This window comes from Agrobacterium sp. BT-220-3, assembly GCF_025910175.1.
Classification (GTDB): Bacteria; Pseudomonadota; Alphaproteobacteria; order Rhizobiales; family Rhizobiaceae; genus Agrobacterium; species Agrobacterium oryzihabitans.
In genome coordinates this window covers 1,099,908-1,115,119 of record NZ_JAPAIX010000001.1, presented here as the reverse complement: position 1 = coordinate 1,115,119, position 15,212 = coordinate 1,099,908, and the positions used below count along the sequence as shown (strand labels likewise).

General features: G+C 58.3%; 11 protein-coding genes. 6 read left to right on the top strand and 5 right to left on the bottom strand.

Annotation, left to right across the window (positions count from 1 at the left end):
- Positions 1-28: 28 nt before the first annotated feature.
- From OK142_RS05685 to ubiA, 4 genes are all read left to right on the top strand, one after another.
- Positions 29-2,353: a Tex family protein gene (locus OK142_RS05685; protein WP_498681543.1), complete on the top strand. Its 2,325-nt coding sequence runs from the start codon at positions 29-31 to the stop codon at positions 2,351-2,353.
- A gap of 168 nt (positions 2,354-2,521) precedes the next feature.
- A complete protein-coding gene (locus OK142_RS05680) occupies positions 2,522-3,778 on the top strand; it encodes a cyclopropane fatty acid synthase (protein WP_313610502.1) in 1,257 nt (418 codons plus the stop codon).
- Between the two features lie 303 nt (positions 3,779-4,081).
- Positions 4,082-4,882, top strand: coding sequence for a MipA/OmpV family protein (locus OK142_RS05675; RefSeq protein WP_035242009.1), 801 nt, complete (start codon positions 4,082-4,084; stop codon positions 4,880-4,882).
- A gap of 268 nt (positions 4,883-5,150) precedes the next feature.
- On the top strand, positions 5,151-6,104 hold the full coding sequence (gene ubiA / locus OK142_RS05670; protein ID WP_313611104.1) for a 4-hydroxybenzoate octaprenyltransferase: 954 nt from the start codon (positions 5,151-5,153) through the stop codon (positions 6,102-6,104).
- Between the two features lie 78 nt (positions 6,105-6,182).
- On the opposite strand, the gene OK142_RS05665 is transcribed toward ubiA, so the two are convergent.
- Entirely contained in the window at positions 6,183-6,749 is a 567-nt protein-coding gene (locus OK142_RS05665) for a DUF6101 family protein (protein WP_003494008.1), read from the bottom strand.
- Positions 6,750-7,116: 367 nt separating this feature from the next.
- On the opposite strand from OK142_RS05665, the gene OK142_RS05660 reads away from it, so the two are divergent.
- Positions 7,117-9,555, top strand: coding sequence for a DUF1217 domain-containing protein (locus OK142_RS05660; protein WP_498681540.1), 2,439 nt, complete (start codon positions 7,117-7,119; stop codon positions 9,553-9,555).
- Positions 9,556-9,738: 183 nt separating this feature from the next.
- Here the strand turns inward: OK142_RS05660 and OK142_RS05655 are convergent, their stop codons facing one another.
- On the bottom strand, positions 9,739-10,689 hold the full coding sequence (locus OK142_RS05655; RefSeq protein ID WP_003494010.1) for a LysR substrate-binding domain-containing protein: 951 nt from the start codon (positions 10,687-10,689) through the stop codon (positions 9,739-9,741).
- A 203-nt stretch (positions 10,690-10,892) separates the two neighbouring features.
- On the opposite strand from OK142_RS05655, the gene OK142_RS05650 reads away from it, so the two are divergent.
- A complete protein-coding gene (locus OK142_RS05650; RefSeq protein WP_498681538.1) occupies positions 10,893-11,186 on the top strand; it encodes a YjiS-like domain-containing protein in 294 nt (97 codons plus the stop codon).
- Between the two features lie 162 nt (positions 11,187-11,348).
- Here the strand turns inward: OK142_RS05650 and OK142_RS05645 are convergent, their stop codons facing one another.
- From OK142_RS05645 to OK142_RS05635, 3 genes are all read right to left on the bottom strand, one after another.
- Positions 11,349-12,032, bottom strand: coding sequence for a transglutaminase-like cysteine peptidase (locus OK142_RS05645; RefSeq protein WP_498681536.1), 684 nt, complete (start codon positions 12,030-12,032; stop codon positions 11,349-11,351).
- Between the two features lie 332 nt (positions 12,033-12,364).
- A complete protein-coding gene (locus tag OK142_RS05640; protein ID WP_498681535.1) occupies positions 12,365-13,189 on the bottom strand; it encodes a hypothetical protein in 825 nt (274 codons plus the stop codon).
- Positions 13,190-13,681: 492 nt separating this feature from the next.
- Positions 13,682-15,055: a glutamate--cysteine ligase gene (locus OK142_RS05635; protein WP_498681533.1), complete on the bottom strand. Its 1,374-nt coding sequence runs from the start codon at positions 15,053-15,055 to the stop codon at positions 13,682-13,684.
- Positions 15,056-15,212: the final 157 nt, after the last annotated feature.

Here is a 15,212-nt window from a genome sequence, read left to right as displayed (position 1 = left end):
CGCTCCAGATGTGACATCAGAGAACCTCATGACCGCAGATAATGCCCGCCTCGCCACGCTCATCGCCTCCGAAATCAACGCCCGCGCCGATCAGGTAAAGGCGGCAGTGGCATTGCTGGACGAGGGAGCGACCGTGCCCTTCATCGCCCGCTACCGCAAGGAAGTGACCGGCGGCCTCGATGACACCCAGCTCCGAACGCTGGCGGAACGCCTCGTTTATCTGCGCGAACTCAATGCGCGCCGCACCTCCATCGTCGATACCATCAACGGTCAGGGCAAGATGACGGACGCCCTGATGGTCAAGATCATGCAGGCGGGCACCAAGGCGGAGCTGGAAGACCTCTATCTGCCCTACAAACCGAAGCGCCGCACCCGCGCGGAAATCGCCCGCGAGCGCGGTCTCGGCCCGCTGGCCGAAGCCATCTGGGAAAACCGCACCGCCGATCCGGCAAAACTTGCAGAAGCCTATGTCAAGGGCGAAGTCGCCGATGTTAAGGCGGCGCTTGAAGGTGCGCGCGACATCGTGGCCGAGACGATGACGGAAAACGCCGATCTTCTCGGACGCCTGCGCGATTACATGCGCCAGAACGCCACCTTCCGCGCCAAGGTGGTGGACGGCAAGCAGGCGGCGGGTGAAAAATTCTCCGACTATTTCGATCATTTCGAGCGCTGGTCAACGGTGCCGGGCCACCGGGCGCTGGCCATGCTGCGCGGCTGGAACGAGGAAGTGCTGACATTGACCATCGATGTCGATGCGGATGATCCCTCGCCGGTCAAGCCCGCACAGCGCACCATCGCCGCCGCCTTCGATATCCGCAATGCCGGCCCCGCCGATCAATGGCTGATGGAGGTGGCGAGCTGGACCTGGCGGGTGAAGCTCTCCATGTCGCTGTCGCTCGATCTCATGCGCGAATTGCGCGAGCGTGCGGAAGAAGAAGCGATCAATGTTTTCGCCCGCAATCTCAAGGATCTGCTGCTGGCAGCACCGGCCGGTTCGCGCGCCACCATGGGGCTCGATCCGGGCATCCGCACCGGCGTCAAGGTGGCCGTGGTGGATGGCACCGGCAAGCTCCTGGATACCACAACCGTTTATCCTTTCCAGCCGAGGAACGATGTGCGCGGTGCGCAGGCGGAACTCGCCTTGCTCATCCGCAAGCACAATGTCGAACTCATCGCCATCGGCAACGGCACGGGTAGCCGCGAGACGGAAAAGCTGGTCGCCGACCTTCTGGCGCAGATGCCCGCTTCGGCTTCCGGCGCAAAACCCACCAAGGTCATCGTTTCGGAAGCTGGCGCATCGGTCTATTCCGCGTCGGAACGGGCGGCAGCGGAGTTCCCCAATCTCGACGTGTCTCTGCGCGGGGCGGTATCCATCGCCCGTCGCCTTCAGGACCCGCTGGCGGAACTGGTGAAGATCGAGCCGAAATCCATCGGCGTCGGGCAATATCAGCACGATGTCGATCAGGGCCGTCTCAGCCGTTCGCTTGATGCGGTCGTTGAAGATGCGGTGAATGCCGTCGGCGTTGATCTCAATACGGCGTCTTCGCCGCTGCTGGCGCGGGTGTCCGGCCTCGGCACCTCGATTGCCGATGCCATCGTTGCGCATCGTGACCAGACCGGCCCCTTTGCCAGCCGCAAGGATTTGCTGAAGGTGCCGCGCCTCGGCCAGCGCACCTTCGAGCAATGCGCGGGCTTCCTGCGCATCCCGAACGGCAAGGAGCCGCTGGATTCGTCTTCCGTGCACCCGGAAGCCTATGGCGTGGCGAAAAAGATCGTTGCCGCCTGCGGCCGCGACCTGCGTTCGCTGATGGGTGACAGCGCCGTGTTGAAGGCGCTCGATCCGAAGCGGTTCATTGATGAGCAATTCGGTCTTCCGACCGTCAAGGACATAATCGCCGAACTGGAAAAGCCGGGCCGCGACCCGCGCCCGAGCTTCAAGACGGCGACATTTGCCGATGGCGTGGACGAGATCACCGATCTGAAACCGGGCATGCTCCTGGAAGGTACAGTCACCAACGTCGCCGCCTTTGGCGCTTTCGTGGATATCGGCGTGCACCAGGACGGGCTCGTGCATGTGTCGCAGCTGGCCGACCGTTTCGTGAAAGATGCGCATGAGGTGGTCAAGGCGGGCGATGTCGTCAAGGTGCGGGTTGTGGAGGTGGACGTGAAGCGCAAGCGAATCGGTCTCACGATGCGCAAGGACGGCGGGGAGGCCGCACCCCAGTCAATGCGCGAAAAGGGCAATGCTGGCGCCATGCGGCACGCGACATCCAAACCGAAAGATCGCAACGAAGGGTCGCAAACAGGTGGTGCGCTTGCCGCTGCTCTGGCTGAAGCGATGAAGCGGCGCTGACCCTGGGTTGAAATGTTTTTTTACCAAAAAGCCTCATCGCGACACGCGGTGGGGCTTTTTGCTTGATGAAATCGTTCAATTTTTTTGAAATAAGACTATCTTGAAACTTGTGCCGAAAGGAATACGGTCAGCAAAATTGATAAGTGAGACTTAGCAATTGGGGGTGCCATGGCGTCGTCTCTGCATGTTCTTCTCGAAAAGATAATCAAGGTCGGTGATCTCACCGTCAACAGCCCGGGTGGTAGCCGCATATTTGGCGACGGCACGGGAAAAAAGGTGGTTCTGAATTTCACAGACGAAGCCGCCATGCAGGAGATCGCTGCCGATCCTGCACTCAAACTCGCCGAGATTTATATGGAAGGCCGTATGAAGGTCGTCGAGGGCGATATCTACGACTTTCTGGCACTCGTCAAAAGCAACACGCTGAGCGAGGCGCTGTCTTTCGGCATGATCTGGCGCGGCATGGCGCGCATCATCGCCGCTCGCATCAGGATGCATCTGCCGGTCAATCACAACAAGAGCAACGTCGCCCACCACTACGATTTGAGCGCCAAGCTGTTCGACCTCTTCCTCGATGAGGACTGGCAATATTCCTGCGCCTATTTCAATCCGCCGGGTATCAGCCTCTATGAAGCGCAGGTCGCCAAGAAACGTCACATCGCTGCCAAGCTGATGACTGAGCCGGGCCAGAGCGTGCTGGAGATCGGCTCCGGCTGGGGCGGCATGGCGATGTATATCGCCGAAAGTGCGGGTGCCGATGTGACCGGCATCACGCTTAGCGAAGAGCAGCTGCGCGTTTCCCGCGATCGGGCGGCAAAACGCGGGCTTGCCGGCAATGTCCGTTTCGAATTGCAGGATTACCGTTACCTGCCAGCCTCAAGGAAATTCGACCGCATCGTCTCCGTCGGCATGTTCGAACATGTCGGGCCGACCCATTATCGCGACTATTTCGACAAGGTGGCGGAGGTGCTGGACGACAGGGGCGTGATGGTGCTGCATTCCATCGGCCAGCCCTATCCGGCACTGGCGACCAATCCCTTCATCGAAAAATATATTTTCCCCGGTGGCTATATACCCTCGCTTGCCGAGGTTCTGCCGGCGATCCAGAAGTCCGGGCTGCTGGTGAAGGATATCGAAATCCTGCCCATGCACTACGCCCATACGCTTCGCCACTGGCGGGAACGCTTCGTGGCACGCAAGGCCGAAGCGGTCGCACTTTACGATGAGCGTTTCTTCCGCATGTGGGAGTTCTATCTGGCGGGGTCGGAAATGGCCTTTACCCACGAAAATTTCCATATTTTCCAGATCCAGCTCGCCAAGGACCGCGATGCCGTTCCGCATAATCGCGACTACATCGCCCGCAACGAGGAGAGGCTTCTGGAGTTCGAAAAGACACGGCCGCTGCTGGAGAAGGTGATGTTCTGAGGCATTCCTCCGTCATACCGGCCTTGAGCCGGTATCCAGCCAGCCCAAGTCATTGGGCTGAAAAGACTCTTCTCGCCGCGCAGACGCGCGTCGGCTGGATTCCGGCTCAAGGCCGGAATGACGGAAACGAGAGGTTTTCGCGCTCCGATTAACATCCTGATTTAAACTGGACGGCAGTGTCTCAGCGCCGGAGTGAAGATGGACGTTGTCGCCGCATTTCTTCTCACGCTGGTTAATGGAATGGAAAGACAATCCCTCTAATTCTACGGGCACCTGTCTGTATTGCGTTTCTGGGGTTCTTTCATGTTCAAGCCGTCAGCGGCGGTTGCCGCTTGTGTCTTATCGCTTTTTGCCGTCGGCAATGCCCATGCCGAGGGCTGGTTTTCCGGCGACTGGTATCTGAAGCTCGGCGGCGCCGGTTTCACCGCGCCGAAATATCAGGGTGACAACAAGAACGAATTCGGCTTTTCGCCCATCATCTCGCTTGGCCGTCAGGGGCAGGGCGCGCGTTTCACCTCGCGCAACGACAGCGCCTCGATCTCGCTTCTGGACAATGGCCCGATCAGCATGGGTCTGGCCGGCAAGCTGGTATCCCCGCGTGATGACGGTGATTCCTCCGATCTGAAGGGCATGACGCGCATCAAGCGCGGTGGCGAACTTGGCGGTTTCGCCGAGGCCTATCCGACCGACTGGCTGCGTGTTCGCGGTGAAGTTCGTCAGGGCATCCGCAGCCATAGCGGCGTTGTCGGCGATGTCGCCGTTGATGCCTTCACCGATATCGCCCCCGGCATCCAGATTTCCGCCGGCCCGCGCGCCACATGGGTAAGCAGCAAATATAACGAGCGCTATTACGGCGTAAGCGCCGCACAGACGGCCGCCGGCGCACCATCGCCCTATAGCCCCGGCGGCGGCCTGCATTCCGCCGGTGTCGGCGCGGCCATCACCTGGAAAGTCACGGAAAACGCCGAAGTCGGCTCGTTTGCGGAATATCGCCGCCTGACGGGCGATGCCGCCGACAGTTCACTGGTGCGCGAGCGTGGTTCGAAGAACCAGTTCATCATCGGTGTTCAGGCAAGCTACAAATTCAATTTCTCGCTGCCCTGAGACAATAAACCGAATGTCTGAGATTGATGGCCCGCAGGAAACCGTTGCGGGCCTTGATGTTTTAGCTAATCCGCGTCCGACGTCATCCTCGGGCTTGACCCGAGGATCCATTGATTTCAAAGGGTTGCGGATCCTCGGGTCAAGCCCGAGGATGACGTCGGTGAGGTTTTCGCTTTGCCGGTGGCGTGTTGCAATCCGCCAAAAACCGCGCATCTTTGCACTTTGAAAACCGTTCCGATTTTCCCGCCGATGCTGTAGAACCATGCCTATGGTTCACCACAGCGATTTGTCAGACCGCGTTTCGGACGCGCCATCCAATAACTGGGTCTATCGGATTTTGCCGAGGCCCCTCTGGCCCTATGCGCAGCTGGCCCGGTGGGATCGCCCCATCGGCTGGCAATTGCTGATGTGGCCATGCTTCTGGTCCGCAGCCCTTGCGGCCAATGCCGCTGTGCAAAGCGGTGGATTTTCCTGGGCCACGCTCATCTGGCACCTGGCGCTGTTTTTCATCGGATCGGTGGCGATGCGCGGCGCGGGCTGCACCTATAACGATCTCGCCGACCACAAGATCGACATGGCCGTGGCGCGCACCCGTTCCCGTCCCCTGCCGTCCGGCCGCGTGACCCGGTTGCAGGCCAAGGTCTTCATCGTGCTGCAGGCGCTTGCCGGTCTGGTTGTGCTTCTGCAGTTCAACGGTTTCGCGATTGCGACAGGCATATTCTCGCTGATCTTCGTGGCGATCTATCCTTTCGCCAAGCGCTTCACCAACTGGCCGCAATTTTTCCTCGGCCTTGCCTTTTCCTGGGGTGCACTGATGGGGTGGGCCGGGCAGTTCGGATCGATCGCCTGGCCGGCTGTCCTGCTTTATGTCGGCTCCATCGCCTGGACGATCGGTTATGATACAATCTACGCCCATCAGGACAAGGAAGACGACACTGCGGTCGGCATCGGTTCGACCGCATTGCTGTTTGGAGAGAATACACATCGCTGGCTGGTTTTTCTTTATGGCACAGCCCTTGTCATGATCGCCCTGTCCTTCTGGGGGGCGGGTGTTAACGTCATCGCCTATAGCGGCCTTGCCGCCGCCGCCATCATGCTCTTCCGGCAGGTATGGGTGCTCAATATCGATGACGTGGCGCAATGCCTCGTGCTGTTCAAATCCAACAATCGTGTCGGCGTGCTGATTTTTGCGGGCCTCATTCTGCCGCTTCTCTTGGCGTGAGTCTGCGGCAACGCAGGATACAAAAAAGCCCGGCCGCATGGTGCGCGCCGGGCTTTTGTTTGTTTCTGCTGAAGATTATCAGCTGCGGGCGATGATTTCCTTGCCCTCGATCTTCATGCTCATGCCGAGAGAACCGGTGGAGCGGCGAACGAGGAAGCGTGGGCGGCGATCCGCGAAATAGGAGTGGCGGCGGCGCGGGCGGCTATTCTTCGTGCGCACCTTGCCGAGATGTTCTTCCAGCGGGCGGGCGACGCCATCGGCTTCCACCATCAGCATGGGAATGCGGTAGGCCTCGGACCAGCTGCGCCAGTCGGCGGCGATATCGCAGAGATCATGGGCGACCAGAAGCGGAACACACAGATCCGGATCATCATGGTGCAGCTCCAGCGTCACCGTTACCTGTCCGTCACCATGGTCGATGGCGCGGGCGGCAACGCCCTTGAAGGCGCGGGCTGGCAAAGCGAAGGACAAAGGCAGGCCGGAAGAGGAAAGGACCTTTCGCAGAACGGCGCCCCGTTCGTCGAGCGTCACGGCGATGTCGGTCGCGCCGTTGCCTTTGCCGTAGGTGACCTGTTGCGGAAAACGTGCCGGGTCGAGTCTGAGTGTGGCGACGGCCCAGTCGGGCTTCAGAACGGTCTTGGTCATGTTTATTCTACCCTTGTTTTACCTGAGAGCCGGTTCCCGGTCTTCTCATCGGGACTTTTCGTCCTCTGATGTCAGGGAGAATATCCGCCGTATCTTCGAGACAGCTTAAAAATCGCGGTTAAGAAAACTTTGCATTCCCAAATGGTTAGCAAAACCCACTGTGGCATGGTTTCGCTTAGGTAAAGCAGATTGGGACAATGCGATTTTTATCGCGGCCGAAATTGTGCTCTTTCAAGCTCCGGGCAAGGCGCTTCATGCATAGTCACGCCAAGGCTTGCCGTGCCTCCGGATGGAGGCGCGATGTATGGATTTAAAACCGGAGCTTTCGGTATCCCAGGGGATGCGCGGCGCTCCAGGGGGCATTCGGATGGTATCGACTTATCTCAGCTACGACCTCATCAACCGTGATATGAAGGCAAGCATTTCGCGCGTGTCGCAGCAGGGAATGATCGAGCGGCAGACGAAATATTACAAGGAGAACATCGGCGATGTGAAAAGCGTCGACGAGTTCCTCAATAACTACCAGCTCTATTCCTACGCCATGGATGCCTTCGGTCTCGGCGAGATGACCTATGCCAAGGCCTTCATGAAAAAGGTGCTGGACAGCGACCTGAACGACCAGAACAGCTTCGCCAACAAGCTGACCGACGAGCGTTATCGCGAGTTCGCCGCCGCCTTCAATTTCACCTCGTCGACGAAGACAGTGCAGACGGAAGCCCAGCTCGACAAGATGATCGGGCTCTACGGCACGTCGATCACCGACATGAATGACAGCCTTGCGGAAGAGACGCGCTATTACAAGGCGATCATCGGCACGGTGACCAATGTGGACCAGCTGCTGCGCAACGACCGCACCCGCGCCTATATTTTTCAGGTCTTCGGCGTCGATGAGAAGACCTATTCTTACGCCCATATCAAGGGTTTGATGACGAGTGATGTTTCCGATCCCGATAGCTACATCAACCAGAAATATGGCGCTGCCTATAATGATGCCGTCGAAAAACTGGCGATGAAGGGCAATATCGAACTGCATGCCCAGGTTACCGCCCGGATTACAGCCATCGATACCGAACTTGCAGGCACGGGTCTGACAAACGAGGAGCGCACGAAGCTCGAGGCGGAAAAGGTGACCCGCCAGGACCAGCTGACCCAGCTGGAGGCCGTTTTGCCGCCGCAGGATGAGTGGGACGCGAAGCTCGCAGCCATCAAGGCAGAACAGACGACGCTGTCGAACACCGTCACCCAATATAACAGGATGGCGCAGATCGCGAACGCCTTCGAGTTCAAGAATGACGGCACGGTAACTGCCGGCGGGGCGCAGACGGCGGACAATCTGAAAGCCCTAACGGACACCTATATCGGCAGCGCGCCGCGTGTGACGCCGACCGTCGCAACGCTGAACCGTGATTACTTCGAATCGAGGATTGGTTCCGTCACGACAGTAGAGGAACTGATGTCGGATGCGCGGCTTCTCAATTACATCAGAACGGCCTTCGATCTGAACGACCTGACCATCGTGCCGGCAACGATCAAGAACATCCTCACAAGCGATCTCAGCGATCCGAACAATTACATCGCCACCATGGGCAAGAACGACAAGCGTTACCTCGCCCTGAAAAACGTATTCAATTTTCTACCCGATGGCACACTCGCGGCCGGTACGACGCCGCAGACGGCGACACAGACCGCGACGACGACCAGCGGTTACATGACCCATTACAATGATGCGGACGAGGCAGCTGACGCAAAGGCGCTCTCGCTGTTCAAGAGCAGCATTGGCAAGGTCACAAGCGTCAATGATTTCCTCGGAACCAATGCCGTCTATACCTATGCGCTGAAGGCCGTCGGGCTGGATCCCGCCAAGGTGAACATCTCCGATATCCAGAGGGTGTTGACCAGCGACCTTCAGGATAAGAAGAGCTACGTTTATACGCTGAACGACGATCGGTATGTGAAGCTTGCCGAACTCTTCAACTTCACGAAGGACGGTTCGGTCGGCTCACCCATTCTGGCGCAGTCAGAAATCGAACTGCAAACCATGTCGGCCGACTATATCAAGAAGAAATCGGCTTTCGGCACCGACAAGGACAAGGAAGCCGCCACGACCGAGGCGAAATATTTTTCGGCCGAAATGCAAAAAATCAAGACGCTCAAGGAGTTCCTGGCCAATGATCGCCTGACGAAATTCGCGATGGAATCACTCGGGATCGATCCAAAAAGCGTGACGAAGGAGCAGCTGGAGAAGATTTTCACCTCGAATCTCGACGACAGCCAGAGCTACGTCAACAAGGAGATGGACCCGGTTTTCCGCCGTCTCGTCACCGCCTTCAATTTCAATACAGACGGCAATATTCTTCACGAGGATCGCAGCCTGATCCAGACGCGGCGCGGCCTTTACGAGACGCTGGACAACTATCTGACCCAGACGCTGGAAACGCAGGCTGGCGAAGAAAATGCCGGCGTGCGACTGGCGCTTTATTTCCAGCGCATGGCGGCGGGAACGACATCCTATTATTCCATTCTGGCCGACACCGCGATCCAGAATTTCATCAAGACCACTTTCGGTATTCCTGACGAGCTCGGCAATGCCGGGGTTGATACGCAGGTGACGATGATGAAAAAATATTTCGACATCAAGGATTTTCAAGACCCGGAAAAGGTCAAGAAGCTGATCGCCCGTTTCACCATCATGTATGATAACTCCCAGAACACCACGGATCCGATCATGATGCTGTTCAATGGCAGCGGGTCGGTCGGCATCAGCGGCGACACGCTGCTGGCGGTTGCGTCACTGCGCGCGCGGTAGGCGGGGAAACCGGGGATGTTCCGCGATATAAATCGCTGAGGTTTCCATGCCGTCATCCTCGGGCAGGGCCCGAGGATCCACAAGCCGTGGAGAGAATGGATCCTCGGGTCAAGCCCGAGGATGATGCCGAGTTTAGTGTATCTTTAGTCATTAGCCGAAACCTGCTCCGGCTAACGCATCCGCCTACCAGCCCGGCAGCATATGCCCGGCGCGCAGGCGTGGCATCTTCGGGTAGGTCTTCACATCATTGTCCAGCTCGTCGGTCACGCTCATCGGTGAGATATTGTCGAGGCAGGCGGTGATGTGGTCGGTGATGGCGTTCACCAGCGAGGGCGACAGGCCGGGCCGTTTCATCAGGCCGATCTGCACCGGTGGCAGGGGCGGGAAGCCGTCCGCGGCGGTCAGAACCTTCATGCCGGTGCGCAGCGCCGATTCCGGCAGTACGGAGACAGCCATGCCCGCCAGCACGGCGGCGGCGACCACGGTGGAAGACCAGCTTGTGAACAGAACCTGATAATCCCGGCCGTCGGCATCAAGCGCCGAGCAGGCAAGCTGGCGCCAGTGACAATCGCGTCGCCCGACCGCCAACGGCACGGGCGCATCGTCCTTCAGCGGATGGTTGGCGGAGGCGACCCAGCAGAGCGGCTCTGTGCGCACGACATCCGAGGAGCGGGCGCGGGGATTATGGGTGACGAGCGCGATATCCAGTTCGCCGCGCGCCATTTTTTCGGCAAGCCCCACCGAAGGTTCGCAGACGATGTACAGCTCGACATTTGGGTGGGTTTTGGCAAAACGCCCGATGATCTCCGGCATGTAACGGTCGGCATAGTCGTCAGGCGTGCCGATGCGCAACGTGCCCTCGAGCCTGTTGTCGTCAAAGGCGGCGATCGCCTCATTGTTGAGGCGAATGATGCGGCGGGCGTAATTCATCAGTTTTTCGCCCTCCGCCGTCAGGCGGTTGCCACGTCCGTCCTTGGCGAAAAGCTGTTTGCCGATGCGCTCTTCAAGCCGCCGCATCTGCATGGAAACGGCGGATTGCGTCTTGAAAACGCGGTCTGCGGCCTTGGTAAAACTACCCGTATCGACGATGGCGATGAAGGTGTGCAGCTGGTCTATGTCGAGAGGTGCGGACATGGATGGTCATCCATCAGAATGATTGATGTCTTACATTAGAAACATTCGTTGGACTGATCAATAGTCTTGCGACATTTTGACATCCAGCAAATCAATCTCAACCCCGGGGCGGACATCGCGTCAGGCCCCCAACCCAAGGCAGCTTCTAGCGCATGGTGCGCCGGGGCGGTGCCGCATCGTGCCGTTACGAAAGGATATGTGTCATGCGCACGGCAGAACGGAGAATGGAACTGGAACTTGCAACCGGCCGGCAGGGCGATACCCTGCGCCGCGTGGTCATTGTCGTTGCTTCCACCGTCAAAACGTTTGTGCAGCGCATTTACAATCGTATCGTCGCCAATGATCTCATGGAGCTCGACGACCGCATGCTCGCCGATGTCGGGCTGGCGCGATCGGATGTGACGAGCGCGCTCAATACCGGCCTGCTCGAGGATCCGACCACCCATCTGAGCCGCGCCGCACGGCTTCGTGCCGTCAAGCGGTTCGAAACGCTCTAGACCGTCTACACAATTCCAGCAGACCTCCAGCTGCCGGAATTGTTTCTGACGGACGGGTTTTCCCCGCAGGGTGATTTGCCAATAGCCCTGCCTTTGCCCGGTGTCCGGCCCCTCGGCCGCATCGGGCTTTTTTTACCTGCGTGTAGCCTGGGCCACCGTGGCTCACATTTCTCTGAACTGTCCGGCGCGAGGACCGGCCAGAACGACTTCCCAAGCGGATTTGTTGGCGTATTTCTGGCGTGCAAGAAAAGTATAACCGGTGCGGTCCCACGGCTTGATCGAGCCGCTCAGATTATCGAGAACATACTCCCCGTCAGACAGGCGAACCAGCAGCACGGCGTGATTGTTGCCACTGCGATCCAGCACGACGGAAATGGACATTTTATTGGAGGGCAGACCGGCGTCCAGCAAAGCCTTGGTCTTCGCGATGGCATAGTCCTCGCAATCGCCGCGCCCGTCTTTCGGCAAGGCCCAGTAGTTGCTGCGACCATAAACGACGGTATCTTCCACTGGCCTGATGGAGCTGTTGACCTTGCGATTGACCTCAGAAAGCAGTTCGCGCGTCTGATCATCACCCATTTTCGCGCCCCCCTTGGAGGAACATAGCCAGCTGTACCGCTGACAGGCGGAGGAAAAACCGACCGGCGCGGCAATTGAGCGAGTGGCAGAAAGTTCGCTGGCAGAAACCTTTGTGCCAAGCGGCATCGCGCCCAGCAGAGCGAATGCAAGAACATAAATCTTCATGATTATATCAGTTCCTTCGAGGTAGCTGATGATCGTGATGCTGGCTTCATGCCGCCCGATCTCACAGAAGTTAAACATTGACTGAAGATCACCAGATCCCACGCCATGCTCGAACTAAAAAAACACATCCAAAACGCGCTAAAGCTCACCTCATTGCATGATTAGCCCAAAATTTCAAAAAAAAATTAACATCGCCTGTTGGGATGTGTGCCAAATCGGAAAAGAACGCTTAGCCAGCAAAATATTCCGGGGGCAGCTGGAGATGAACTCGGCGATCTAAAAAATAATATTTTCAAGCTTAGAAAATCTTAATTGTAATAGTACTTTCGATAAATGTGATTTTTCTTATAGCTTGAATTGATTACATCTGAAGTAGTAATGCAAAATAGTTAGTATATTTCAGTATGTTGCGAATGTGGTTGCATTAATATAAATTAAAGAATGCAGTTATAACTGCCGATAAGGGAGGAAAACCCATGCGCAGTAAGGTAACAACTGTGTTCTCGTGTATTGCAATCTTGCTGTCCAGTACGACACTGGGAACCGCGCAGACGCGTTTGCAGCGATGTGAATTCGTAAGGCCCGGAACTCTTGAGGCTGCGCTCTGTAGGGCGACTGCTTCCATTCCCGGCGTTGATGAAAACGACCACGGCAACAACAATGTTGTAGGAGCGAGCAATCCAGGCAGCGGGCCGTCTAATCCTGGCAGCAGCAACGGACCGAGTGATCCCGGCGGTGGCGGCGGAGGTAACAACCCCGGCGGTGGCGGCGGTGACCACGGTGGCGGTGGCGACCACGGTGGCGGCGGTCACCATGGCGGTGGCGGTGACCACGGCGGTGGAGGCGACCACGGTGGCGGCGGTCACCATGGCGGTGGTGGTGACCACGGCGGTGGCGGTGACCACGGCGGCGGTGGCGATCATGGCGGTGGCGGCGACCACGGCGGTGGTGGTGACCATGGCGGTGGTGGTGACCACGGCGGCGGTGGCGGTGACCATGGCGGTGGTGGTGACCACGGCGGTGGCGGCGACCACGGCGGTGGTGGTGACCACGGCGGTGGTGGTGACCATGGCGGTGGTGGCGATCATGATGGCGGTGGCGATCATGGCCGCGGAGGCGATCATGATGGCGGTGGCGATCATGGCCGCGGTGGCGATCACGACGGCGGTGGCGACCATGGCCGCGGTGGCGATCACGACGGCGGTGGCGACCATGGCCGAGGTGGCGATCATGACGGCGGTGGCGACCACGATGGCCATCACAATCACGAAAATAATAACGGTAATTAGCAGGTCTGATTGCCGAGACCCAATCACACACTGGCGGTCGGAAGGCCGCCAGTTTTCATATTTTATGGCCGGTGTTTTCCTCAGGGACCGAGGAGGCGAAACTTAAACAACCCTTTGATTATAAATTACATTCAGTCCGTCGAGCGAGGATGGCTTTGACGATGGCGGCAAAATCGCACTGGATGGTGAGGAATGGAAGTCCCCGTATCTCTGCTTCAGACCAATCAGCCCTGCACACCTTTCTCACGGGCCCTGTGATATTGCGGGTCATTCCCAAACAATCCACTGCGCAAGCGCTCACCCCCCGCGATCCCCGGACGCAAATGTAGAAATATCATTGAACCTATGCCGGCCGCCTCACGGACCGGCAGGTATCGCCAGCCGAGATGACACGCTCGGGACCGATGTCGCGGCAATGTCAAATCGCAGCGTTTACACCCTGGTGGGCGCTGGGGCTCGGCCCTAGTACTGATATTCCTCGAACACCGGCAGCACCGATCCACCCCAGCGGCCGTTATAGAGCGACAGCAGGTCGTCGGCGAGCGTTGTCTTCTTGGCAAGCACCTCGTCCAGCGATGACAGGAACACTGTCTCGTCCTGGCCGTCGCCATTGAGCCGGTTGCGGTTTTTGAGACCGGTGCGGGAAATGTCGAGCACCTCGCGGGCAAGGCCGAGAAGCGGCTTGCCGGCAATCTCCCCGCCGAGCCCCTTGGCCGGCACGGCATCGCGGAGCGCGATCACCTCGTCGAAACTCCAGCCGGTCGTCAATGCATCGGCCGCATCAAGCGCTTCCTGATCATAAAGAAGGCCGACCCAGAAGGCGGGCAGGGCGCAGATGCGCCGCCACGGACCGCCATCCGCACCGCGCATTTCCAGAAAACGCTTGAGGCGCACATCCGGAAACAATGTGGAGAGATGGTTCGTCCAGTCGCCCATGGTCGGTTCCCATGCGGCGATTTCGCCCTTCAGCGCGCCGTTCATGAACTGGCGGAAGGTGACATGCGTACAATCATGATATTTGCCGTCGCGCACGATGAAATACATCGGCACATCAAGCGCCCATTCGACGTAGTCCTTGAAGCCGAAATCATCATTGAATGTGAAGGGAAGCACGCCGGAGCGGTTATTGTCGGTGTCGCGCCAGATATCGCCGCGCCAGGACAGAAGGCCGTTCGGCTTTCCCTCGGTAAAGGGCGAGGAGGCGAACAGCGCGGTTGCCAGCGACTGCAGCTTCATGGAAACGCGCATCTTCTGGCGCATATCCGCTTCCGAGGAGAAGTCGAGATTAACCTGGATCGTACAGGTGCGGTACATCATGTCGAGACCCTTGGTCCCAACCTTCGGCATATAACGCGTCATGATCGCATAGCGCGATTTCGGCATATGCGGCGTTTCGTCATAGCTCCACAGCGGGCTTCCGCCGATGCCGAGAAAACGGATGCCCATCGGCTCGGCCACTTCGCGCAGCGTCGCCAGATGCTGGTTGGATTCCTTGCAGGTCTGATGCAGGTTCTCAAGCGGCGCGCCTGATAGTTCGAACTGGCCGCCGGGCTCGATGGAGATGGCGCCCATGCCGTGCTGTTCACCAAGCCCGATGATGTTTTCGCCATCCATGATCGGTTCCCAGCCGAGCTTTTCCTGCATGCCCTTCAGAAGGGCGGAAATGCTGGCTTCGCCGAAATAGGGAACCGGCCGGTTGCCATCTCGGAAAAACGCGAATTTTTCGTGTTCGGTGCCGATGCGGAAATCGGTTTCAGCTTTGCAACCGCCCGCCAGATAATCTGTAAGCTCCGTGACGGAGGAGAGGGGGGTCTGGTCGGTCGTATCGCGTGCCATGGCTTACCTTGTTATGACGTCTCTGTTGCGGCGAGGCATATGTTTGGCAGATAGAGCCGGATCGCATCCGGAGGCAAATGAATTTCTTTTAAAGATGCATGAAGCGCAATGGTCCAGCGCATGTAGCGCAAAACTGTGCAGCGGTTTTGCGATAAAG